Origin of the sequence: Duganella sp. HH101 (assembly GCF_001758795.1) — a bacterium.
GTDB lineage: Bacteria > Pseudomonadota > Gammaproteobacteria > Burkholderiales > Burkholderiaceae_D > Rugamonas > Rugamonas rivuli.
In genome coordinates this window covers 341,161-363,133 of sequence record NZ_LRON01000005.1, presented here as the reverse complement: position 1 = coordinate 363,133, position 21,973 = coordinate 341,161, and the positions used below count along the sequence as shown (strand labels likewise).

22 protein-coding genes are annotated in these 21,973 nt (G+C 65.1%); 3 read left to right on the top strand and 19 right to left on the bottom strand.

The window, feature by feature from the left end:
• Positions 1–136: 136 nt before the first annotated feature.
• The 11 genes from flgL to flgB form a co-directional block, all read right to left on the bottom strand.
• On the bottom strand, positions 137–1,399 hold the full coding sequence (flgL, locus tag DUGA2_RS11180; protein WP_083296287.1) for a flagellar hook-associated protein FlgL: 1,263 nt from the start codon (positions 1,397–1,399) through the stop codon (positions 137–139).
• A 5-nt stretch (positions 1,400–1,404) separates the two neighbouring features.
• A complete protein-coding gene (gene flgK, locus DUGA2_RS11175; protein WP_070269347.1) occupies positions 1,405–3,363 on the bottom strand; it encodes a flagellar hook-associated protein FlgK in 1,959 nt (652 codons plus the stop codon).
• A gap of 65 nt (positions 3,364–3,428) precedes the next feature.
• The gene (flgJ, locus tag DUGA2_RS11170) at positions 3,429–4,409 is read right to left on the bottom strand and encodes a flagellar assembly peptidoglycan hydrolase FlgJ (RefSeq protein WP_070269346.1); all 981 of its coding nucleotides are present in this window, start codon (positions 4,407–4,409) and stop codon (positions 3,429–3,431) included.
• A gap of 12 nt (positions 4,410–4,421) precedes the next feature.
• Entirely contained in the window at positions 4,422–5,585 is a 1,164-nt protein-coding gene (locus DUGA2_RS11165) for a flagellar basal body P-ring protein FlgI (protein ID WP_373994829.1), read from the bottom strand.
• 8 nt (positions 5,586–5,593) lie between these two features.
• Positions 5,594–6,250, bottom strand: coding sequence for a flagellar basal body L-ring protein FlgH (locus tag DUGA2_RS11160; protein ID WP_070269344.1), 657 nt, complete (start codon positions 6,248–6,250; stop codon positions 5,594–5,596).
• Positions 6,251–6,260: 10 nt separating this feature from the next.
• A complete protein-coding gene (flgG, locus tag DUGA2_RS11155; protein ID WP_008451365.1) occupies positions 6,261–7,043 on the bottom strand; it encodes a flagellar basal-body rod protein FlgG in 783 nt (260 codons plus the stop codon).
• Positions 7,044–7,124: 81 nt separating this feature from the next.
• Complete coding sequence (flgF, locus tag DUGA2_RS11150) at positions 7,125–7,865, bottom strand: flagellar basal-body rod protein FlgF (RefSeq protein WP_008451367.1); 741 nt, start codon at positions 7,863–7,865, stop codon at positions 7,125–7,127.
• A gap of 25 nt (positions 7,866–7,890) precedes the next feature.
• Positions 7,891–9,450 (bottom strand): flagellar hook protein FlgE, encoded by a 1,560-nt coding sequence (locus DUGA2_RS11145; RefSeq protein WP_070269343.1) that lies wholly within the window; start codon positions 9,448–9,450, stop codon positions 7,891–7,893.
• A 30-nt stretch (positions 9,451–9,480) separates the two neighbouring features.
• Positions 9,481–10,203: a flagellar hook assembly protein FlgD gene (locus tag DUGA2_RS11140; protein ID WP_070269342.1), complete on the bottom strand. Its 723-nt coding sequence runs from the start codon at positions 10,201–10,203 to the stop codon at positions 9,481–9,483.
• 16 nt (positions 10,204–10,219) lie between these two features.
• On the bottom strand, positions 10,220–10,627 hold the full coding sequence (flgC, locus tag DUGA2_RS11135; RefSeq protein WP_008451372.1) for a flagellar basal body rod protein FlgC: 408 nt from the start codon (positions 10,625–10,627) through the stop codon (positions 10,220–10,222).
• A 2-nt stretch (positions 10,628–10,629) separates the two neighbouring features.
• A complete protein-coding gene (gene flgB, locus DUGA2_RS11130; RefSeq protein WP_070269341.1) occupies positions 10,630–11,055 on the bottom strand; it encodes a flagellar basal body rod protein FlgB in 426 nt (141 codons plus the stop codon).
• A gap of 158 nt (positions 11,056–11,213) precedes the next feature.
• On the opposite strand from flgB, the gene flgA reads away from it, so the two are divergent.
• The 3 genes from flgA to DUGA2_RS11115 all read left to right on the top strand — a co-directional run bounded on the left by flgA (position 11,214) and on the right by DUGA2_RS11115 (position 12,828).
• A complete protein-coding gene (flgA, locus tag DUGA2_RS11125; RefSeq protein ID WP_070269340.1) occupies positions 11,214–11,921 on the top strand; it encodes a flagellar basal body P-ring formation chaperone FlgA in 708 nt (235 codons plus the stop codon).
• Positions 11,922–12,029: 108 nt separating this feature from the next.
• Positions 12,030–12,344, top strand: a complete 315-nt coding sequence (flgM, locus tag DUGA2_RS11120) for a flagellar biosynthesis anti-sigma factor FlgM (protein WP_008451379.1) — start codon at positions 12,030–12,032, stop codon at positions 12,342–12,344.
• A gap of 7 nt (positions 12,345–12,351) precedes the next feature.
• Positions 12,352–12,828 (top strand): flagella synthesis protein FlgN, encoded by a 477-nt coding sequence (locus DUGA2_RS11115; RefSeq protein WP_070269339.1) that lies wholly within the window; start codon positions 12,352–12,354, stop codon positions 12,826–12,828.
• An 18-nt stretch (positions 12,829–12,846) separates the two neighbouring features.
• Here the strand turns inward: DUGA2_RS11115 and motD are convergent, their stop codons facing one another.
• From motD to flhB, 8 genes are all read right to left on the bottom strand, one after another.
• Positions 12,847–13,620, bottom strand: a complete 774-nt coding sequence (motD, locus tag DUGA2_RS11110; protein ID WP_070269338.1) for a flagellar motor protein MotD — start codon at positions 13,618–13,620, stop codon at positions 12,847–12,849.
• 1 nt (position 13,621) lies between these two features.
• Positions 13,622–14,368, bottom strand: a complete 747-nt coding sequence (locus DUGA2_RS11105; protein WP_070269337.1) for a flagellar motor protein — start codon at positions 14,366–14,368, stop codon at positions 13,622–13,624.
• Positions 14,350–15,081, bottom strand: a complete 732-nt coding sequence (locus DUGA2_RS11100) for an RNA polymerase sigma factor FliA (protein ID WP_008451383.1) — start codon at positions 15,079–15,081, stop codon at positions 14,350–14,352. The genes DUGA2_RS11105 and DUGA2_RS11100 overlap by 19 nt, the downstream gene beginning before the upstream one ends.
• Before the next feature lie 43 nt (positions 15,082–15,124).
• Positions 15,125–15,922 carry an antiactivator of flagellar biosynthesis FleN protein gene (locus tag DUGA2_RS11095; RefSeq protein WP_070269336.1) on the bottom strand — a complete coding sequence of 266 codons (798 nt, stop codon included), beginning with the start codon at positions 15,920–15,922 and terminating at the stop codon, positions 15,125–15,127.
• Complete coding sequence (flhF, locus tag DUGA2_RS11090; RefSeq protein WP_070269335.1) at positions 15,915–17,351, bottom strand: flagellar biosynthesis protein FlhF; 1,437 nt, start codon at positions 17,349–17,351, stop codon at positions 15,915–15,917. The genes DUGA2_RS11095 and flhF overlap by 8 nt, the downstream gene beginning before the upstream one ends.
• A 149-nt stretch (positions 17,352–17,500) precedes the next feature.
• On the bottom strand, positions 17,501–18,532 hold the full coding sequence (locus DUGA2_RS11085) for a transposase (protein WP_070269334.1): 1,032 nt from the start codon (positions 18,530–18,532) through the stop codon (positions 17,501–17,503).
• Positions 18,533–18,581: 49 nt separating this feature from the next.
• Positions 18,582–20,702, bottom strand: a complete 2,121-nt coding sequence (flhA, locus tag DUGA2_RS11080) for a flagellar biosynthesis protein FlhA (protein WP_070269333.1) — start codon at positions 20,700–20,702, stop codon at positions 18,582–18,584.
• Complete coding sequence (gene flhB / locus DUGA2_RS11075; protein WP_070269332.1) at positions 20,699–21,880, bottom strand: flagellar biosynthesis protein FlhB; 1,182 nt, start codon at positions 21,878–21,880, stop codon at positions 20,699–20,701. Before flhB ends, flhA begins: the two co-directional genes overlap by 4 nt.
• Between the last annotated feature and the right edge of the window lie 93 nt (positions 21,881–21,973).

Below are 21,973 nucleotides of genomic sequence, written 5' to 3'. Positions count from 1 at the left end.
GACACGAGCTCAACGCTAGCCAGCCGCTACGCTTGAGGCCGTGTCCAGATGTCAGACTTGACCCCACGTTAAAAAGCCCCTGGCGCGATGCGCTCAGGGGCTTTTTTTTTGCGTAGGCGGCGCGGCGCCGCGGTGCTCAGGTGATGTAGTTGAACAGCGACAGCCCGGCCAGGCTCTTGAACGATTTCTGCGCCGCGTCCAGCGTGGTCTGCTGCTGCGTGAACAGCGATATCGCCTTCACCGTGTCGACCTCCTGCAAGTCCGACAAGGTGGTCGCGTACTGGAGGTTCAGGTCGTCGCCGGAACTGTCCAGGTAATCGAGCTCCTTCAGGCGCGACCCCACTTCCGACTGGATCGACAGCAGATTGTCGGTGGCGCTGTCGATATTCATCTGCGCCTGGTTCAGCTTGTTGTTCAGGCTGGCCTGCCCCGCCGCGCCGTCGCCGGGCGCGCGCAAGGCGGCGATCAGGTCGCTCACGGTGGTGAAGACCGATTGCTTGGTGCTGGGCTGCACGGTGAAATTGTCCAGGTCGGCCGGGTCGCCCTTGACGTCGAACTGCACGCCGTCGAAGGTGATGTTCTGCCCGCTCACATACGGCTGCGGCACGGCCGGCACCGGCGCCGGCGGCACCGGCTGGTTCAAGGTCAGGTCGGTGACGGTGTAGGTCGTCGCCTTGGGCGTGCCCGGCGTGGCCGGCACCACCTGGAAATCGATCTGGTACTTGTGGCCGGTCAGCTGGGTCGCATCCTTGACCGAGCCGGGGCTGATGATGCCGCTGCCGCCGCGCGCATAGTTGGCGGGGTCGGCGCCGGTGACGAAGGTGCCGTTGCCGGTCGCATTGTTTTCAAACACGGACGCGCCGGAATCGCTGATCGGCAGCTTGCGGGTCGAGCCCACCTGCAGCTCGCGCTGGCCCTGGTCGCCCTGGTAGGCGGCGCCGTTGGCGGTCTGGGTGAAGGGCAAGGTGGTCGACTTGTAGCCGGAGAACACGTAGCCGCCGGCGCCGTCGGCCGTGTTGGCCTGGCCCAGCAGGTCGGCCAGCCGGCCTTCCAGCTCGGTCGCCAGCGACTCGCGGTCCTTCTGCGTGAAGCCGCCGTTGCCGGCGTTGACGGTCAGCGTCTTGATGTCCTGCAGGATGGCGGTCGAGCTGGCCAGCGCCACCGTCTCCAGCGACAGCGTGCCCTTGGCATTGGCGCGGTTGGTGACCAGCTGGGTGTTGATCGATTGCGACTGCGTCACTTCCAGCGCGCGCGCGGTGGCGATGGGATCGTCGGCGGCGGTCAGGTTCTTGCGGCCGGTCGACAACTGCGACTGGGTACGGGCGAGCGCGCTCTGCAGCGTGCTGATCTGCCCTACGCCGACGTCGTAGATCGTCTTGGAACTGATGCGCATGGTCATGATAATTACCTAATATTGAGCAAAACATCGAACAGCGTGCTGGCCACCTGCATGACTTTACCGCTGGCCTGGTAGGCCTGCTGGTAGCGTAACAGATTTGCCGCTTCCTCATCCAGGTTCACACCGGACACGCTTTCCTTCTGCTTGGTGGCCTGGTCCACGGCGGCGTCGGCGGCGGAGCCGGTGATTTGCGCCTCGCGCGCCTTGTTGCCGACAAAGTTGACCATCTGCGCGTAGGTGGTCTGGTAGGTGGCGTTGCCGTTGTCCAGGATGTTCTTGGTTTGCAGGCCGGCCAGCAAGGCGCCGTTGCGGCTGTCGCCGACGCCGCTGACATTGGGGCCGATGGTGAAGGTGTCGAGGTCGGCCGGCGTGCCGCTGATGGCGAAGTTGATGCCGCCGAAGCTGATCGCCGCGCCGTCCGTGTAAGGCACCGTCGGCGTGCCGGCCGGATACACGGTGGCCACGCCGTTGACCGTCACCGTCACATCCTGGGCCGGCGGGAAGCCCGACAGCGAGCCGCTGGCCTTGTCGTAGGTCAGCGTGACCGGCGCCGCCAGCGCGTTGCCCGGGGTCAGGTAATTCTTGTCGACGGTGCCGGCGCTGATCTTGGCGTTGCCGGCGTTGGCGTTCGGCGCCGCGGTGGCGATCGGCGCCGCCAGCGCGATCTTGGTGCGGTCGGTGATGGCGACGCTGAAGTCGTGGGCCGCGTTGTAGGTCGGCCGCACCAGGAAGTTGTCCTTGGTGGCCGGCGTGCCGGTGATCGTGTAGTCGACGCCGTCGATGGTCTGCGGCACCGTCTGCGGGAAGGGATTGATCTGCGTGACCTGGCCGTCGCTGAGGCGGGTGACGTTGAAATTGGTGCCGTCGTAGTCGACGCTGTAGTCGCTGGCGGTCAGCTTGCCGGCGTCGGTGACGACGGCGGTGACGTCGGCCGTGCTGGCCGCCGAATTGCGGCTGTTGACGCCGACATAGGCGTTGATCGGATTGAAGAAGGCCGTGCCGAGCGCGCCGTTCTGGTCCTGGCCCAGCACGTGCTGGGCGTTGAAGCTGACGGCCAGCCCGGCCGCCACCTGGCCCAGCGAGTTCTGCGCGCGGTCCATGGCGCCGTTGCGGAACTCCAGCAGGCCGCCGATCTGGCCGCCGGTCAGCACGCTGTCCGGCAAGGCGCTGAAGCTGCCGCTCGGGCTCTGGTAGCCGACCGTGACGCGGCTGGCGTCGGTGGGCGAGGTGGACGTGGCCAGCTGGAAGGCGGTGTTGCCCACCACCAGCGGCTGCCCCGTGCCGAATTCGACCGTCAAACTGTTGTTGTCGCCCGGGATCACGGTGGTCTTGACCAGCTTGTTCAGCTCGGTCAGCAGCTGGTCGCGGTGGTCCAGCAAATCATTGGGCGCCTTGCCGTCGGTGGCCAGGCCGGCGATGGTGTTGTTCAGCGCCGCCAGTTCCTTGGCGTAGGAATTGATCTCGTTGACGGTGGAGCCGATCTGGCCGTTGACGCCGGAGGCGATCTCGGTCATCCGCGCGCTCAGCCCCTGGAAGCGCGACGCCAGCGAGTTGGCGGTCGACAGCATGGCCTGGCGCGACGCCGCCGAAGCCGGGTTCGAAGTGGCGTCCTGCACGCCGTTGAAGAAATCCTGCAGCGCCGGCGACAGGCCGGCCTTGGGATCGGCCAGCAGGTTGTCGATCTGGCTGATCTGCTTGGTGTAGGCGTCGAGCGACGCCTGGCTGGACTCGGCGTTGCGCAGCTGAACCGCGAGGAAGTTGTCGTAGTAGCGGCGCACGGCGCTGACCTCGGTGCCGCTGCCGACGAAGCCGAAGCCCTGGTCCTGGGTCGCGGTGTCCGACTGGATCGCCGCCTGGCGGCTGTAGCCAGCCACGCCAGCGTTGGTGATGTTGTTGCCGGTGGTCGACAGACCCACCTGGGCCGCCAACAAACCGCTTTTGCCGATGCTGAGAAGACTGGACATGATGTTTGTACTCTATTCGTAAGGTGGTAACGGCAAACCGCCGGCAAACTTGAACCCGCGCCCGCTCAACCGGCCAGCGAGCGCTTGATGATGCTGGTGAGTTTGTTCGCGTAATTCGGGTCGGTGGCGTAGCCGGCCTTCTGCAAGCCCTGGGCGAAGCTGCTGGCGTCGCCCGCGCTGGCCAGCACTTTTTCGTAGCGCGGATTGCTCGCCAACAGCTTGGCGTAATCCTTGAAGCTGTCGCTGTAGCTGTCGTAGGCGCGGAAGCGCTCGACGCGGGTCTGCGCCTTGCCGTTGACGTATTCGGTGGTGGTGGCCTCGACCACCTTGCCCTTCCAGTCGCCGCCGGCCTTGATGCCGAACAGGTTGTGGCTGTTGCTGCCGTCGCGGCCCTTGATCTCGCGCTTGCCCCAGCCGCTCTCCAGCGCCGCCTGGCCCAGCATGAACTTGGCCGGGATGCCGGTGGCGCGGCTGGCTTCCTCGGCGTGCGCGCCGAGCTTGTCCTGGAAGCTGCGCACGTGCGGCGCCTGGCTGCCCTTGTTGACGCTGGTGGCCGGCACGGCGCTGTTGTCGTCGACCGAGCCGGCCGCGCCGGCCGCCCCGGCGCCGCCGGCCGCCGCGATGGCGCGCTGCAGCTTGGCGTCCATCAGGCTGGCCAGGCCGCCGAAGCTGCCGCCGTTGGCGCCGCTGCTGCGGTCGCCGGCCTCGTTGCCGATCGCCAGCGCCTGCTGGTCGGCGGTCTTGGACAGCTGGCGTATCAGCATGTCCGACAGGCCGATGCCCTTCTTGGCGATATTCTGGCTGGTCTGCTGGTCCAGCATGGTGGTGAACATCTTGCTCTGCTGGCTGTCCATCATGCCGTCCTGCGGCGTCGCCTCGCGCATGCTCTTCATCATCATGTTGACGAACATGGCTTCGAACTGCGTGGCGGCCGTCTTCAGCGCCTCGGGACTGCCGGCCTTGGCCGACTGGCGCAGGCTGCCCATGTCCTTGAGGTCGAGGGCGAACTTGCTGCTGAGATCGTTGGAGGTGTTTGGACTGGTCATGATGCGCCCCGCTTAAATGATTTCCAGCTCGGCGCGCAGCGAACCGGCCGCCTTCATCGCCTGCAAAATGGCCAGCAAATCCTGCGGCGTGGCGCCGATGGCGTTGAGCGCCTTGACCACCTCGGCCAGCGAAGCGCCGCCCTTGACCATCATCACCTTGCCGCCGTCGGCCTTGATGCCCACCTGCTGGTTCGGCGCGACCACGGTGCGCCCGCCCGACAGCGGATTGGGCTGGCTGATCTGCGGATCGGCCGTCACCGAGATCGACAGGTTGCCATGCGAGATGGCGCAGGTGTCGAGCGTGACGGCGCGGTTCATCACCACCGAACCGGTGCGGGCGTTCATGATGACCTTGGCCGGCTGCTCGGCCGGATTGACCTGCATGTCCTGCAGGGTGCCGATGAAGCTGACGCGCTGGTCGCTGCTGCTGGGCGACTGCACGCGGATCACGCGGCTGTCCAGCGCGTAGGCGATGCCGGGGCCGTATTTATCGTTGATCACTTCGACCACACGGCTGGCGGTGGCGAAGTCGGCAGTGTTCAATTCCAGTTTGATGAAGTTGCCCTCGCCCAGGCTGGACGCCACGGCGCGCTCGACGGTGGCGCCGCCGGAAATCTTGCCCACGCTGAGGTGGTTGACGGTCAGCGAACTGCCGCCGGCGCCGCCGGCCGCGACGCCGACGCCGCCCACCAGCACATTGCCCTGGGCCATGCCGTAGACCTGGCCATCCGCGCCCTTGAGCGGCGTCATCAGCAGCGTGCCGCCGCGCAGGCTCTTGGCGTTGCCCATCGACGAGACCGTGATGTCGAGCGTCTGGCCCGGCTGCGCGAACGGCGGCAGCGAGGCCGTCACCATCACGGCGGCGACGTTCTTCAGCTGCAGCGAGGTGCCCTGCGGCAGGTTCACGCCCAGCTGCTGCAGCATCGACACCACGCTCTGCACGGTGAACGGGGTTTGCGTGGTCTGGTCGCCGCTGCCGTCGAGGCCGACGACCAGGCCGTAGCCGATCAGCTGATTCTGCCGCACGCCGGCGATGCTGGCCAGGTCCTTGAGGCGCTCGGCGCGGGCCGGCTGCACCAGCAGCGCGCCCAGCGCCAGCAGCAGCGCCAGGGCCGCCAGCTTGCACAGGCCGGCGACGCGGCGCGTGCCTTGCTTGATGTCGTGAGTGCTGTCCATGATGGCCATCAGAAAGGTAACAGGCTTTGGAAGAAGCGCGACGCCATCGACGCCATCTCGGCGCGGTCGATCTGGCTGTTGGTGCGGTACTCGACCTTGGCGTCGGCCACGGCGGTCGACTGCACGGTGTTGCCGGTGGCGATATTGTCGGGATTGATCATGCCGGAGAAGCGGATGAATTCCACGCCCTTGTTCATCGCCACCTGCTTCTCGCCGGCGACGATCAGGTTGCCGTTGGACAGCACCTCGACCACGGTCACGCCCATGGTGCCGGTGAAGGTGTTGCTGGCCGACTGGTTGTCGCCGTCGGCGAACTTGCTGGAGTTGCTGACCGACAGGGGATTGCCGAAGGTCGATTGCAGCGGGCCGGGAATGCTGGCGCTGACGCTGCCGGACTTGTTGCCCGAGCTGGCGCCGGCCTTGACGGCCGAGGTCTTCTCGGTGATGACCAGGGTCAGCACATCGCCCACGTGGCGCGCGCGGCGGTCCTCGAAGATAGGACGGAAGGCGGCGTTCTGGTAGATGGCGCCGTTGCTCGGCGCCGCCTGCAGCCGCTCGCTGGTCAGCGGCCGGGCCGACATCGGCATTTGCACGATGGAGGTCGGCGTGCTCATGCAGCCGCTCAGGCCGGCTGCGGCGACAACGATGGTGATGGCGTATTTCATGTTCGACTCCTTACATCTGCGACAGCTTGGCCAGCATCTGGTCGGAGGTCGTGATGGCCTTCGAGTTGATTTCATAGGCGCGCTGGGTCTGGATCATATTGACCATTTCCTCGACCACGTTGACGTTCGAGGTTTCCACATAGCCTTGCAGGATGACGCCGGTGCCGTTGGTGCCCGGGGTATTGGTTTGCGGGTTGCCGGAAGCGCCGGTTTCCACGTACAGGTTCTCGCCCTTCGATTCCAGCCCGGTCGGGTTGATGAAGGTCGACAGCTGGATGCTGCCGATCTGCTGCGGCGCCACCTGGCCCGGCAGCGTGACCGAGACGGTGCCGTCGCGGCCGACGGTGATCGATTGCGCGGTGATCGGGATGGTGATGGCCGGCTGCAGCACGAAGCCGCTGGACGTCACCATCTGGCCGTTGTTGTCGCGCTGGAAGGAGCCGTCGCGGGTGTAGGCGGTGGTGCCGTCGGGCAGCAGCACATTGAAGAAACCGTTGCCGTTGACCATCAGGTCCTTGTCGTTGCCGGTCGACTGGGGATTGCCCTGGGTGTGCACGCGCTCGATCGCCACCGGCCGCACGCCGGTGCCGAGCTGCATGCCCGAAGGCAGGTTGGTCTGCTGCGACGACTGGCCGCCCGGCTGCCGGATGTTCTGGTACAGCAGGTCCTCGAACACGGCGCGCGATTTCTTGAAGCCGTTGGTGCTGACGTTGGCCAGGTTGTTGGACGTGACATCGAGCGCAGTCTGTTGCGCTTCCATGCCGGTCTTGGCGATCCACAGTGAACGTATCATGATGCTTCTCCCGTTGCTTGGATGGGAGCCGCCAAAAGCGACAGCTACTCATCCCATGCAATCATTATGCGGGACGGGTCATCAACTCAAAGCGAGGATCTGGGTGGCTTTTGCGGCGTTATTCTCGGCGTTCTTCAGCAAACTCATTTGCATTTCGAACTGCCTTGCCAGACTGATCATGTTGACCATGGAATCGACCGGATTGACATTGCTGCCCTCCAGCGCGCCATCGACCACGCGCACCGCCGGGTCGTTCTCGGCCGGCGTGCCGCTGAGCTGACGGAACAGGCCGTCGTCGCCGCGCACCAGCCCCTTGGGGTCGGGATTGACCAGCTTGATCCGCCCCAGCACATTGGCCGGGCCGGGCTTGAAATCGGTGGAGATGGTGCTGACCGTGCCGTCGCCGGCCACCATCACCGTGGTGTCCGGCGGGATGGCGATCGGGCCGCCGTCGCCCACCAGCGTCTGGCCGCTGGTGGTTTGCAGCAGGCCGTTCTCGCTGATCTTCAGGCTGCCGTTGCGGGTGTAGGCTTCCGAACCGTCGGCCGACTGCACCGCGATCCAGCCCTGGTCGCGCACCGCGATGTCGAGCGCGCGGCCGGTGGTCTGGATCGGGCCGGCGCGCATGTCGGCGCCCACCGTGGAATCGACCACGAAGGCGCGCGTCTGCAAGCCCTCCGACACCACCGGCACCGCCCGAAACGTATCGAGCTGCGCGCGGAAGCCGGTGGTGGTGGCGTTGGACAGGTTGTTGGCGACGGTGGCCTGCTGCTCCATCACGTGCCGCGCCCCTGTCATCGCGGTATAAACCAGGCGGTCCATGGCTATCTCCGATTAACGCAGCGCATTAACGCAGATTCACGAGGGTTTGCAGCACCGAATCCTCGGTCTTGATGGTCTGCGCATTGGCCTGGTAGACGCGCTGCGCGGTGATCATGTTGACCAGTTCGGCCGTCAGGTCGACGTTGGACACCTCCACCGAGTTGGCGCGCAGCGAGCCCATCGAGCCGGCGTTCGGTACGCCGACCTGCGGCGTGCCCGAGGCCGAGCTTTCCGCCCAGGCATTGTTGCCCAGCGGGGTCAGGCCGTCGACGCTGGCGAAGTTGGCCATGGCGATCTGCCCCATCGGACGCGCCTTGCCGTTGCTGTACTGGCCCAGGATCACGCCGTTGGCGTCGATCGCATAACGCTGCCAGGAACCGGCCGAGTAACCGTTCTGCACCGAGCCCAGGTCGTTGGTGACGCTGCCGTACTGGGTGGTCTTGTCGAACGTGGTGGCCACCACCATCGGCTGCTGGGAGCCGGTGTCCGGGAAGATCGGCAGACTGATGTTGAACGGCAGCGTTTGCGGCGTCGGCTGCATCAGGGCCATGGCCTCGGGATCCAGCACGCCGGTCTTGGTGAACAGCAGCGTACCGGCCTTGACGGCTGGCACGGTGATGGCGGCCGCCAGCTTGGCGTTGATCTGATCGGGCGTCATGCCGGTGATCGAATTGCTGCCAGTGGGATCGAGCGCGGTGAACGCGGCATCCAGCGCGGCCAGCTGCGCCGGCGAGGCAGCGGCCGGCGGCACCACAGCCGCTGCCGCCATCGAATCGTGGGCCGCTTGCGCATAGGTGAAAGCGGCTGCGGCGATGGCTGCAGGGTCAGGCGGGGTCGCGCGCACTGCGTCGTTGTATGCGGTGCGGGCAGTCTTCACGTTGGGGTCGATGTTGATCGCCGCAGCCACGCTACCCGAAATGATTTCCTTGTTGTCGGCCGCCGCGTACACGTCCCAGGTATTGGCGTCAGTCTTGACGTAGTAGGTCGTCATGATGTGCGAAGTGCCCAGGCTGTCGAACACGTTCAGCACGGTCTGCTTGTTGTAGCTGGTCGGATCGCCGGCGTCGAACGGGATCGTGGCCGGCACCTTCTCGGCCGAGCTCAGGTTCAGCTGGAAATTGGCGGTGGTGGTTTGCACCGGCGTCAGGTCGGACTTGTCCAGCGTCAGCGGCACCGGCGCGCCCAGCTGGATCACGCCGGCCGCGTTCGACAGGTAGCCGGTCAGCACAGCGCCCTGGGCGTTGACCAGGGTGTGGGTATTGTCTTCATGGAACTGGCCGTTGCGCGAGTACTGCACCGCGCCGTTGACCACTTCGCGGAAGAAGCCGCCGCCGTTGATGGAAATGTCCAGCGGGTTGTTGCTGGTCTCGATATTGCCCTGCGTGAATTGCTGGGCCAGCTTGGACGTCATCACACCGATGCCCGGGTTGTTGCCCGACACGCCGTTCAGCGAGTTGGCGTACAGGTCCGCAAACTGCGCCTGCGAGCCCTTGAAACCAACGGTGCTGGCGTTGGCGATATTGTTGCCGATAACGTCCAGCGATTTGGATGCTGCGTTCAGGCCGCTAAGTCCTTGTTGGAACATGGTATTCCCCTATGCTAGGTATGAGGTGCGTTACAAAACTTCTTTGACTTCGGACATGGCGAACTGTCCGAGCGAGGTGTTGAGCTTGACGCCGCCGCTGCCGGTCGACACGCTGGCCACGGCCGCCAGTTGCAGCGGCGTCGAGTCGGTCAGCGTCTTGCCGCCGCTGACCGCCTTGACCGCGAAGGTGTAGCTGCCGGCCGGCGCGGCGGTCTTGGCGTCGGTGGTGCCGTCCCAGGTGATCGGATAGGTGCCGATGTCGGTCGCCTTCATGTTCATGGTGCGCACGGTGGCGCCGGTCTTGTCCTGGATCGAGATGGTCACGCTGTCGGCGGCCGTGGCCAGGTCGATGCCGAACACGCTGGTGGTGGTGGTCTTGCCGGCCGCGTCGGTGCTGCTCGACAGCTCGATGCCCTTGCCCTCCACCAGCACGCCCTTGCCGATCAGATTGGTGGCCGTCAGCGATTGCGCGCTGGCCTGGTCGGTGCGCAGCGATTCCAGCGTGGCGTTGACCTTGTTGATGCCCGTCACCGTCGACAGCTGGGCCAGCTGGCTGGTCATGGCCGCGTTGTCCATCGGGTTCAGCGGATCCTGGTTCTTCAGCTGCGTCACCAGCAGCTTCATGAACTTGTCCTGGTCCGCGCCGATGTCGTTGGCGTTCTTGGTGCCGCTGGCGCTGGTGGCGCTGCCGGTGCCGCTGGTGGTGTTGAGCGCGGCCGCCTTGGGCGTGTCGATCACTCCGCTAATAGTCATGATTGCCTCTTAAAGATTACTGGCCGATGGTCAGGGTTTTGAGCAGCAGGGTCTTGGCCGCGTTCATGGTCTCGACGTTGGTCTGGTAGGACCGCGAGGCCGACAGCATATTGACCATCTCATCGACCACATTCACGTTGGGCATGGTCACATAACCCTTGTCATCGGCCATCGGATGCTTGGGGTCGTACATCTGTTTCATCGGCGACTGGTCTTCCACCACCTGCTTGACGCGCACGCCGGTGGCGGCGCCGCCGGCCGCCGGCGTGGTCGCCTCGAACACCACCTGGCGCGCGCGGTAGGCTTCGCCACTGGCGCTGGTGGCGCTGTCGGCATTGGCCAGGTTGGAGGCCACCACGTTCAGGCGCTGCGCCTGCGCGCTCATGGCCGAACCGGAAACATTGAAAATATTAAACAGCGACATGATTAGTTACCTCCCTGGATCGCCGCCATCATGCTTTTGATCTGGGCGTTGATTGCGGTGATGCCAGCCTCGTAGCGGATGGCGTTATCGGCGAACTGGTTGCGCTCGACGTCCATGTCGACCGTGTTGCCGTCGACCGCGCCCTGCACCACGCCGCGGTACAGCAGCGGCGTACCGTCCGCCATGGTGCCGCCGTCTTGCGGAGGGTTGGGGTAATGCTTGCTGGCGGTGGTCTTCAGGCTGGCCGCCGCGCTCGGGCTGGCCTTGTCCAGCGCCGTCTGCAGCGCGCTGCTGAAGTCGATGTCGCGGGCCTTGTAGTTCGGGGTGTCGCCGTTGGCAATATTCGAGGCGAGCACGCTCTGGCGCTGTGAGCGCAAGCCCAGCGCGGCTTCGTTAAAGCGCAGGTAATCGTCGAGTTTCCCAACCATGGCAGCTCCCAATGGACGAACTTGTTATGACAGGATCGATGATACGGAGTTGCCGGTCGTCACCATCGAGCGATAAGCACCTGCTTTTCGGTCCTATTCAAGGCTTCAAGTTCAGACCGCCAGACTATGATGGCAATATTGAAGGGGAAACTCACGCCATGAAACGATTGCTCACTACCGCCGCCCTGCTGGCACTGCTGCCGGCGGCCCACGCCCAGCAAGCCGCCGCGCCGCGCCAGGCCTACCAGGACCCGGCCGCGCTCAAGCGCAGCGTCGAACAGTTCCTGCAAGTACAGAGCGGCGGCCTGCCGGGCCAGGTGACGGTGACGGTCGGCGCGGTCGATCCGCGCATGAACCTGGCCGCCTGCGCCGAGCCGCAAGCCTTCTTCATGCCCGGCGCGCGCGCCTGGGGCAAGACCACGGTCGGCGTGCGCTGTGCGACACCAACGGCCTGGACGGTATATATTCAAGCCACGGTGACGGTGGTCGGCGACTACATCGCCAGCGCGGCGCCGCTGGCCCAGGGCCAGGCCATCGAGGCCGGCCAGCTGGTGACGCTGAAGGGCGATCTGACAATGTTGCCGGCAGGCATAGCCACCGACATGGGCCAGGTGATCGGCCGCAGCGCCAATATTTCATTGCCACCGGGCACTCCGCTGCGTCTCGATACGCTGCGCAGCAAGCCGGTGGTGCAATCCGGACAACTGGTGCGCCTGGTGTCCAGCGGCAACGGCTTCAGCGTGTCGGCCGAGGCGCGCGCCATGAGCACGGCCGGCGACGGCCAGGTAGTCCAGGTAAAAACTTCCGGTGGGCAACAAATCACGGGAATCGCCAAGGCTGGCGGGCTGGTGGAGGTGGCGTTTTGATCGAACGCCAGGGGACTTGAGGCACGGCAACGCTAAAGTTTTGGGCGCAGCCGCCGTTACATACTCAGATCCCGGAGTTTCGTACTCCTACCAGAGAAGGATAGAGCTGTGAAAATTAACGATACATTGAAGAGCACGACCGGCTTGCCGTCGTCGTCCCCGGCTTCCACCTCGACTGCGCGCGGCGCAGACAAGGCGGCAGCCCCGGCGACGCCTGCAACGTCCGACAATGTGCGCCTGTCGCCGCAAGGCCAGGCATTGGCGGCCAGTGCGGCCGGCGGCAACAGCGCGGTGTTCGACACCAAAAAAGTCGAACGCATCAAGCTGGCGATAGCCGACGGCCAGTTCCAGGTCAACTCGGAAAAAGTGGCGGATGGCTTGCTCGATACAGTCAAGGATCTGCTGCACTCTCGCAAACGATAGGTCTACCATGTCAACCGCTACCCCGCTGAACAGCCTGCGCGAAGAAGAACAGATCATGACGACCCTGCTGGGCGTCCTGAAGCAGGAGCAGCAATACCTGGTGGCGGCGGAAATCGATGGCCTGACGGCCCTCACCACGAAGAAATCGGCACTGGTCACGCAGATGACCCTGTTGTCGGCCCAGCGCCACCGCGCCCTGGGCAAGGCCGGCTACCCGGCCGAGGAAGCCGGCATGGATGCCTGGGCTGCCGCCTGCGGCGCCGACGCCGCCGAAGCGACCGCCTTGTGGCAAGCGCTGCAGCAGCACGCGCGCGCGGCCAAGGAACTGAACCGCCTCAACGGCATGCTGATCAACAAGCAGATGAACCACACGCAGGGCGCGCTGCAAGCGCTGCGGCCGCAAACGGCGGCTGCGAACAACTTCTACGGCCCTGGCGGCCTGTCCACTTCCCTGCCCCGCAGCCGCGGCTTTTTGGCCGGCTGATTCAATTCCGCCGACCGCCTACTGCTGCTGCGGCGTCGTCGGCAACTCCGTCACCGCGTCCGGAATGCCGGACAAGATCGTCACCGCCACGCGGCGGTTGCGCGCGCGGCCGAGTTGCGTGTCGTTCGACGCCACCGGTACGTTGGCGCTATAGCCGACCGCCGTCAGCCGCTCCGGCGCCACGCCGGCGTCGATGAACAGCCGCACCACGCTGCTGGCGCGCACCGCCGACAATTCCCAGTTGGACGGGAACAGCGTATTGCGGATCGGCTGGTTGTCGGTATGGCCCTCGACCTGCACCTTGTGGTCGTCGCTTTTCAGCAGGCTGGCGACGGCGCGCAGCGCCTCGGTCGATTCATTGGTCAGGCGCGCCTCGCCCGGATCGAACAGCACCGAGGCATTGATCTCGACGCTGACGCCGCGGCTGTTCTGCGTCACCCGCACCTTGCCCTCCTTGACCAGCGGCGCCAGCGTGGACAACAAGTCCTGCGCCAGCTTGGTCATCTGGGTCTTTTCCTTGCGCAGCAGTTCGGCATGGCGCTTCAGGTTGGGATTGGGGATCGGCAGATTGGGCACTTCGGTATTGATGGGCTTGGCCGAGCCGGCGCCGCCGAAGGCGTCGCCCAGCGCCACCGACAGCACCTTGTACTGGCCGATATTGACCACCGAAATCGCGTACATGACGACGAAGAAGGCGAACAGCAGCGTGATGAAGTCGGCGTAGGAGATCAACCAGCGCTCGTGGTTCTCCGCTTCGTCGTCGAACTTCCTGCGCGCGCGCCGGTTCTGCACGTCAGTGCTCCCGCATCAGCGTGGCGATGCGCTCGTCGATGACGCGCGTGTGGTCGCCGGTGGCGATGTCGTAGAACACGGCGGCGGCGATTTCCTGCTGGTGCACGGCCTGGGTGACGATGGCCTTGAGCTTGTTGGCGATCGGGTAGAAGAACAGGTTGGCCAGGCCGACGCCGTAGATGGTCGAGACGAAGGCCACGGCGATGCCGGAGCCGAGCTTGCTCGGGTCGGTGAGGTTTTCCATCACGTGGATCAGGCCCAGCACCGCGCCCAGGATGCCGATGGTGGGCGAATAGCCGGCCGCCGATTCCCAGATGCGCACCGCCTGCCGCTCCTCGGTTTCGAAGGCGGTGATTTCGGTGTCGAGGATCTGGCGCAGCTTGTCCGGGTTGATGCCGTCGACGATCAGGCGCAGGCCCTTGGTGTTGAACTTGTCCTTGGACGCCAGCATGTAGCGCTCCAGCGACAGCAGGCCGTCGCGCCGCGCCGCCAGGTTCCAGGCGTTGATGTCGCGCGCCAGCACGGCGCGGCTGTCGGCCGGCGGCGCGAACACCAGCCGCAGCATGCGCAGGCCGCGCACAAAAGTCCGGAAGCGGGTCTGCAGCATGACGGCGCCGAAGGTGCCGACCACCACGATCGCGAACGCGGCCGGCTGCAGCAGCGAGGACAGCTTGCCGCCTTCCAGCGTCTGGCCGATGACGATGCCGGCCAGCGCCAGCAGCACCCCGGCTACGCTGGCCCAGTCCAAGACCGCTCCCGAAGTGAGGCGCGCAGACGCGCCACGGCCTGCGTATGCAACTGCGATACGCGCGATTCCGATACGCCCATCACGGCGCCGATTTCTTTCAAGTTGAGCTCCTCTTCGTAGTACAGCCCCATCAGAATCTTCTCGCGCGGCGGCAAGGCGTCGATGGCGTCGATCACGGCCTGGCGGAAGTCGCCGTCCAGCAGCGAGCGCAGCGGGTCGGCGTCGTCGTCGGCCGCATAGCGGTCGAGGAAGCTGTCGTTGCCGTCGTCGTCGTGAAAATCCTCGTAGTACACCAGCTGGTGGCCGCCGCCTTCGGACAGCATTTCCTGATAGTCGGCCAGCGACAGCTTGAGCATCTTGGCCACTTCCGACTCGGTCGGCGGATGGCCCAGACGCTGCTGCAGGGTGCTCATGGCGGTTTCGATCTTGCGCATGTTCTGGCGCATCGAGCGCGGCAGCCAGTCGCTGTTGCGCAGCTCGTCCAGCATCGCGCCGCGGATGCGCAGCACGGCATAGGTTTCGAACTGGGCGCCGTGGGTTTCCTCGTAACGGCTGATGGCGTCGAGCAGGCCGATCATCCCGGCTTGCACCAGATCGTCGACTTCGACGCTGGGCGGCAGTTTCGCCTTCATGTGATGGGCCAAGCGCTTGACCAACGGCATATGCTCCGTCAGCAAAGAATCCTTGTCCGCTTTCCCTTTGACCGTGTACATAGCCTGTTTATTATTGATTAAGCGCTAAAATATTGATGCTCCCTTAACGGAAAGATGGCGAGCCGGCCAGCGCGAAGCGCCCCGCCAGTTGACGAAACGCGACCGAAGCCCCGGCCAGCGGAAACGCATCGACCACCGCACGCCCCAAGCGTGCCGCGCGTTGCAGGTACTCATCCGCCGGCACCGATCCCATCGAAACGAGGTTCACCGCCAGGTATCGGCTTGCTGCCTGTGCCATATTATCGTATACCACCTTTGCTTCCGATTCGGAAGCCCCGGTGACGAGAATTCCGAACGGGCGCCGTCCCAGCTCCTGGTTCAGGCGCTTGATCATACTGTAAGCGGCCTTGATCGAGGTAGCGCTATTCGACACCTGCACCACGATTTCCGAGCTGGCCATGACCGGCACCGGGAAGGCCACGCCGTCGAACTCGCCGTCGACGATGACGATGCCGGTCTGCTTGGCCAGCACATCGAAGGCCTTGGCCAGGCGGCGGGTCTCGTCCGGGCCGCTGCGCGGCAGGCCGCGTGTCATCGACGCCACAGCAAAGCCTTGCGGCACCTGGTGGATCACCTGGTTCAGCGCGCACTCCTGGCGCGCCACGTTGAGCAGGCTGGCGCCGCCGTCCACACCGAGGCGCGTAGCCACGCCGTGGGCGCTGGCGCAGGCGTCGACCAGCAGCACGTCATTGCCGGCGCGGGCCAGCGAGGCGCCCAGGTTGACCAGCATGGCGCCCTTGTCGTCCTGCGGCGTGGCCGACAGGAAGGTGACGATGCGGGGCTGCGGCCCCGCCAGCATGCGGCGCAGTCCCTCCGCCTGGTCGAAATCGAAATTAGCCAAGGTGCACCTCGCGCATTGCTTGCTCGTTCTGGCCGTTGCTCATCAGCAGAGGCAGTTCGGCGTCCAGGTATTGGGTGTTGACGACATCGCGTTTCAACTTGAAAGCGCGGTCGATCAGGTAGGCCGGATCGGCCAGGTGCAGGTCTTCCGGCACGCGCTGGCCGTTCGAGACGTAGAACAGGTTGAGCTTCTGGCGGATCACCACGTCGAGCACATTGCCGATCGCGGCGGCCTCGTCCAGCTTGGTCATGATGCAGCCGGCCAGGCCGCTGCCCTGGTAGGCGCGCACCACTTCGTTCAGGGTTTCCTGGGTGGCCGTGGCGTTCAGGCACAGCAGGCGCTTGACGTCCGAGCCCGCGCCTTGCAGCATCGAGACCTGTTCCGTCACCATCTGGTCGCGCTGGCTGACGCCGACGGTGTCGATCAGCACGGTGTGCTTGTTCTTCAATTCTTTGAGGGCGATGCGCAGGTCGGCCTCGTCCTTGACCGAGTGCACCATCACGCCGAGGATCTTGCCGTAGATGCGCAGCTGCTCGTGGGCGCCGATACGGTAGGCGTCGGTGGTGATCAGGGCCAGCTTGTCCGGGCCGTGGCGCATCACGCAGCGCGCGGCCAGCTTGGCGGTGCTGGTGGTCTTGCCGACGCCGGTCGGACCGACCAGCGCGAACACGCCGCCCTGCTCGATCAGCGCGTCTTCGTTGGCCATGGTTTGCAGGTTGCGGGTCAGCACGTTCTTGATCCAGCGCATGCTGTCGGCGGCGTCGCGGTTGGCCGGCAGTTTTTCGATCAGGTAGCGCGCCAGGCTGGCCGAGAAACCGGCCGCCAGCATCTCGCGCAGCACGGCGGCTTTCTGCGGCTCGCGCGCTTGCGTCGTGCCCCAGGAGATTTCGGCCAGCTGGGTTTCCATCATGCCGCGCATGGCGCGGATTTCGCCCATCATGTTCTGCATTTCGGCGGCGGCGTTCTGCTTGGCGCTGGCGACGGCGGCGCTGACCATGGCGGCGATCTGGTCGACGTCCAGCGTGGCAGGCGCCGGCGCTGCGGCAGCGGCCTTGGTGGCGCTGGCGAACGACGCGGCGGAAGCGACCACGCGGCGCACCGGTTGCGCAGGCAGAGCGGCCGGGGCCGGGGTTGGGTAGTTGGTTTCGAAACGCGGTTCCATGCGCGATTCCATGCGTGGCTCCAGACGCTGATCGGCGCGGGCTTGCGGCGCGGCGGAGGTCAGGTCGAGCGACGGCGCCGGATCGGCCATCGGCGAATGCGGCGCAGGCATGGCCAGCGAAGCGGCATCGTCGTTGGCCAGCGCGAGGATTTCAACGCCGCCATCGGCCTGGCGGTTGGACAGGATCACGGCATCGGGGCCGAGCGATTCGCGCACTTTGCGCAGTGCCTCGCGGGATGTCGGTGCGGTAAATTTTTTGACGTTCATGGCCGGCTCTCAGGAATCTAAGTCGAGCAGCGCGTCTTCCGGATGAGACGCCTTGACTCTGACAGTGCCATTATTGACGATGCACTCTGGAAACGATCCGACGAACAGGGGTAGAAATGGGCCGCATTTCCCACTGCGGCCGAGGCGGCTTAGCGATTGCGAAAAACCTCGTCCAGCGAGGTGGCGTCGACAAAGTTCCGCGCCCAGGCGGACAGCTGCGGCACATCGGCTTCGGCGATGCGCGACAATACGTGCGCATCCAGCGGGCCAAAGCGCTGAACAAGCAACGCGGTAAGCCCTTCAGCCCACCCCTCTTGCCTACCCTCTTGCCTACCCTCTTGCCGGCCCTCTTGCCTACCCTCCTGCCGGCCCTCCTGCAGCCCTACCTGCCGCCCCTCTTGAAGGCCTAATTTCAAGCCTTCTTTCCGGCCAATTTCCATTCCAATACGTTCAATAGAAGACAAGTAGACCATGGCCCTCCTCCTTTCTATTTCCAACATGCCAGATCGTAAACGTACCTCAAGCCCCGTCGGCAAGCGCATGATCCAGTCGATCACCCGGTACAAGTTGATGATACGCTGCCTGTCCCAATCACGCTGATACAGTAGCTTGGTGAGCTTCCACTTGGCGATGCGGCGCCGATGGGCGTTGCCTTTGGTCTGCCGCGCCTGCAAATGCGCCATTGTCACCAGCGCAAAGGGATTCTCGTGCTGCCGTAGTTCATCAAGGCGATCGGCATAGTCCAGCAGTTTAACGACCGGGAACTCAATCCCCATCCTGCAACCAAGCAGACGATAAGCAAACGACGAAGGCCGCCAGCGCCTGCCATCGTCCGTCAGCAACGCCAGGCTGGCGACAGGTCGCCGATAGCGATCGTAGACACGATAATTGTAGACAAACATGCGCTCAGCGAACCGCGCATCACGCCAGCCCTGCACCTCCAGATGCACCAGCACCCATTGCTCACGGCCGTCATGCAAATACACGCTGACCAGTTTGTCGAGCACGCGCTTGCCCAGTTCCGCATCGCGCGCCAGCGCGCCGAACTCCTGATCGAGAAAAGCATGCGGCCGCGACCAGTCGATCGCGGCATGCGCAAGGGGGAAGTAGAAAGCCATGAATTCCGGGAAGTGGCACATGACCACCTCCTTCCACGGCGTATCGAAGTCGTCGTCATCCATGCGGACAGTCTAGGCCGCCCGCATGGCTGCATGCGCGATCCGCGCAAACTTATGCCGGCTGCTGGCCCACCAGCGCCGTCACGCGGATGGTCTTGGTCTCCGGGATCTCGGCATGCGACAGCACCTTCAGCTGCGGCAAGGCGCGGCGCAGGAAGCGCGACAGCAAGGCCCGCAGCGGACCAGGAACCAGCAGCACCGGCGTCAGGCCCAGCGCCTCCTGCTGCTGCGCCGCCTGCTGCGCCTGCTGCGCGATGGTGTCCGCCAGCCCCGGCTCGATGCCCGCACCGTCCGGGCCGCTGGCCGCCAGCGCCTGCATCAGCAAGCGCTCCAGGCGATTGTCCAGCGTCATCACCGACAACTCGCTGGCGCCGGGGAACAGCTGCTGCACGATGGCGCGGCCCAGCGAAATGCGCACCAGCGCCGTCAGGTCGCTCGGATCCTGCGTATGCACGGCGTGCTCGGCCAGCGTCTCGATGATGGAACGCATGTCGCGGATGTGCACGCCTTCCACCAGCAGGTTCTGCAGCACCTTCTGCAAGGTCGACAGCGACACCATCTTCGGCACCAGGTCTTCCACCAGCTTGGGCGCATCCTTGCCCAGATGGTCGAGCAGCGCCTGCACCTCGGCGCGGCCCAGCAACTCGGACGCATGCGTCGTGATCAGGTGGTTCAAATGCGTCGCCACCACCGTGCCGGCGTCGACCACCGTGTAGCCCATGCCCTGCGCCTGGTCGCGCAGATTGGCGTCGATCCACGTGGCCGGCAGGCCGAAGGCCGGATCGGTCGTCACCAGGCCCGGCAAGGTGCCGCTGGCCATGCCGGGATTGATCGCCAGGAACTGGCCGTTGAAGGCCTCGCCCGTGCCCACCTCCACGCCCTTGAGCGTGATGCGATAGGCCGACGGTTTCAATTCCAGGTTGTCGCGGATGTGCACCGGCGGCGCCAGGAAACCGACCTCCTGCGCGAACTTCTTGCGGATGCCCTTGATACGCTTGAGCAGCTCGCCGCCCTGGGTCTTGTCCACCAGCGGAATCAGGCGGTAGCCCACTTCCAGGCCCAGCGTATCGACCGGCATGATGTCCTGCCAGCTGGCCTCTTCCTGCTCCGGCGCGGCGGCCGGCGAGGCGGCCGCTTCCGCCGCCGCCACTTCGGCGGTCTTGCCGGCTTCGGCCTTGCGCGTCATCAGGTAAGCCGAGCCCGCCAGCACGCCGGCCAGCAGCAGGAACACCAGGTTCGGCATGCCGGGGATCAGGCCCATGCCGCCGATGATGGCGGCGGTGATGTACAGCACCTGCGGCTTGGCGAACAACTGCCCCACCACCTGGGTGCCGATGTCCTGTTCGCTGGCCACGCGCGACACCACGATACCGGCCGCGGTGGAAATCACCAGCGACGGGATCTGCGCCACCAGGCCGTCACCGATGGCCAGCAGCGTGTAGTTCTTGAGCGCGTCGGCGAAGGTCAGGTCGTGCTGCAGCAGGCCGACCAGCAGGCCGCCGACCACGTTGATCACCGTCACCAGAATGCCGGCCACGGCATCGCCGCGCACGTATTTGCTGGCGCCGTCCATGGCGCCGTAGAATTCCGCTTCCTGCGCCACTTCGCTGCGGCGCTTGCGGGCCTCGGCCTCGCCGATCAGGCCGGCGTTGAGGTCGGCGTCGATCGCCATCTGCTTGCCCGGCATCGCATCCAGGGCGAAACGCGCGCCCACCTCGGCGATACGGCCCGCACCCTTGGTCACCACGGTGAAGTTAATGATCGTCAAAATAATGAACACCACGATACCGACCGTGTAGTTACCGCCGATCAGGAAGTGGCCGAACGCTTCGATCACCTTGCCGGCCGCGTCGGCGCCGGTGTGGCCCTCGGTCAGCACCACGCGGGTCGACGCCACGTTCAGCGACAGGCGCAGCATGGTCGACACCAGCAGGATGGTCGGGAAGGCCATGAAGTCCAGCGGCTTGACCGTGTACAGGCTGGTCAGCAGCACGATCACCGCCAGCGCGATATTGAAGCTGAAGAAGATGTCGAGCACAAAGGCCGGCAGCGGCAGCACCATCATCGCCAGCAGCATGATGATCAGGATAGGCGCGGCCAGGCTGCTCTTGTTGCGGCTGTTGGCGATACCTTGCAGCCATGGCGGCAGTTTCAGGTTGCTCAAGGCGTTCATGCGGGTGCTCCGTTGTTCAAGTCAGGTTTCTTCTTTTGCGATGCGGGGTTGAGCGGATCGAGCTCAGGCGGCACATCGAGCGTCTTCGGCACATCGGGACGGTTGCCATTGCCCTTGCTGAACAAGCGCAGCTGGAACACATAGGCCAGCACTTCGGCCACGGCCGAGTACAGCGCCTCCGGAATCTCGTCGCCAATCTCGGTGTGCTTGTGCAGCGCGCGCGCCAGCGCGGGCGCTTCCAGCAGCGCCACCTTGTTCTCGCGGGCGATCTCGCGGATCCTGGCCGCCACTTCGTCGGTGCCCTTGGCCACCACCTTCGGCGCGCCGCGCATGCCGTCGCTGTACTTCAGCGCCACCGCGTAGTGGGTCGGGTTGGTGACGACCACATCGGCGGTCGGCACGTCGGCCATCATGCGGCGCTTGGCCATCTCGCGTTGCAGCTGGCGGATCTTGGCCTTGATCTGCGGATTGCCGTCCGATTCCTTGGATTCCTGGATCAGCTCCTGGCGGGTCATCTTCAGCTTGTTCGCGTAGTGCCACATCTGGTAGGGGCCGTCGATGGCGGCGATGAAACCGAGCGCGCCGACGATGAACAGGAAGCTGCTGCCCAGCATGTTGAGCGTGTGCGCCACGCCCAGCTTGAGCGGCTCGACCGCCAGACCGATCACGGCATCCTTCTGCTTCATGACCACCAGCCAGGCCACCAGGCCGACCACCAGCGCCTTGGCCACCGCCTTGAACAGCTCGACCAGCGAGTTGGACGAAAACATATTGCCGAGGCCATTGGCGGGATTGAGTTTGTTGAAGTTGGGGGCGATCGCCTTGCCGCTGAACAGCCAGCCGCCCACCAGCAGCGGCGAGGCCAGCGCGACCACCATCACCGCAACGCCCAGCGGCAGGCAGGCGAGCATCACCCGCACCACGTCGACCAGGATGCGGTTGATCAGGATGTCGGCATCAAAGATTTGCTCCTGGTTCAGCGTCAAGCCGGACACCAGGGCGGAATGGAGTTGCCGTATCAGCCCGTCGCCGGTCATCCACAGGCCGGCGCCGGCCGCCATCAGCACGGTAAACGTCGCCACTTCCCGCGAGCGGGGAACGTCGCCTTCCTCACGCGCCTGCTCGAGGCGCTTCGGTGACGCGGGTTCGGTCTTTTCTGCGTCGCTGTCTTCTGCCATGGGGTCTGCCTGCTGCGGGGTTTATCTCGACCGTGCCATTATCGGCTGCGGCAAGCACAGGCCATCGGCGGAATACGGCGGTATTTCCGGGCC

Excerpts from the sequence above, each read along its gene's own strand:
- flgF (WP_008451367.1), bottom strand. The coding sequence starts at position 7,865 with ATGGACCGCCTGGTTTATACCGCGATGACAGGGGCGCGGCACGTGATG.
- flgB (WP_070269341.1), bottom strand. The coding sequence starts at position 11,055 with ATGGTTGGGAAACTCGACGATTACCTGCGCTTTAACGAAGCCGCGCTG.
- flgJ (WP_070269346.1), bottom strand. The coding sequence starts at position 4,409 with ATGACCAGTCCAAACACCTCCAACGATCTCAGCAGCAAGTTCGCCCTC.
- DUGA2_RS11160 (WP_070269344.1), bottom strand. The coding sequence starts at position 6,250 with ATGAAATACGCCATCACCATCGTTGTCGCCGCAGCCGGCCTGAGCGGC.
- flgC (WP_008451372.1), bottom strand. The coding sequence starts at position 10,627 with ATGTCGCTGTTTAATATTTTCAATGTTTCCGGTTCGGCCATGAGCGCG.
- flhA (WP_070269333.1), bottom strand. The coding sequence starts at position 20,702 with ATGAACGCCTTGAGCAACCTGAAACTGCCGCCATGGCTGCAAGGTATC.
- flgA (WP_070269340.1), top strand. The coding sequence starts at position 11,214 with ATGAAACGATTGCTCACTACCGCCGCCCTGCTGGCACTGCTGCCGGCG.
- DUGA2_RS11115 (WP_070269339.1), top strand. The coding sequence starts at position 12,352 with ATGTCAACCGCTACCCCGCTGAACAGCCTGCGCGAAGAAGAACAGATC.
- DUGA2_RS11085 (WP_070269334.1), bottom strand. The coding sequence starts at position 18,532 with ATGGATGACGACGACTTCGATACGCCGTGGAAGGAGGTGGTCATGTGC.
- DUGA2_RS11165 (WP_373994829.1), bottom strand. The coding sequence starts at position 5,585 with ATGGACAGCACTCACGACATCAAGCAAGGCACGCGCCGCGTCGCCGGC.
- DUGA2_RS11145 (WP_070269343.1), bottom strand. The coding sequence starts at position 9,450 with ATGTTCCAACAAGGACTTAGCGGCCTGAACGCAGCATCCAAATCGCTG.
- flgG (WP_008451365.1), bottom strand. The coding sequence starts at position 7,043 with ATGATACGTTCACTGTGGATCGCCAAGACCGGCATGGAAGCGCAACAG.
- DUGA2_RS11140 (WP_070269342.1), bottom strand. The coding sequence starts at position 10,203 with ATGACTATTAGCGGAGTGATCGACACGCCCAAGGCGGCCGCGCTCAAC.
- flhB (WP_070269332.1), bottom strand. The coding sequence starts at position 21,880 with ATGGCAGAAGACAGCGACGCAGAAAAGACCGAACCCGCGTCACCGAAG.
- flgK (WP_070269347.1), bottom strand. The coding sequence starts at position 3,363 with ATGTCCAGTCTTCTCAGCATCGGCAAAAGCGGTTTGTTGGCGGCCCAG.
- flgL (WP_083296287.1), bottom strand. The coding sequence starts at position 1,399 with ATGACCATGCGCATCAGTTCCAAGACGATCTACGACGTCGGCGTAGGG.
- flhF (WP_070269335.1), bottom strand. The coding sequence starts at position 17,351 with ATGAACGTCAAAAAATTTACCGCACCGACATCCCGCGAGGCACTGCGC.
- DUGA2_RS11100 (WP_008451383.1), bottom strand. The coding sequence starts at position 15,081 with ATGTACACGGTCAAAGGGAAAGCGGACAAGGATTCTTTGCTGACGGAG.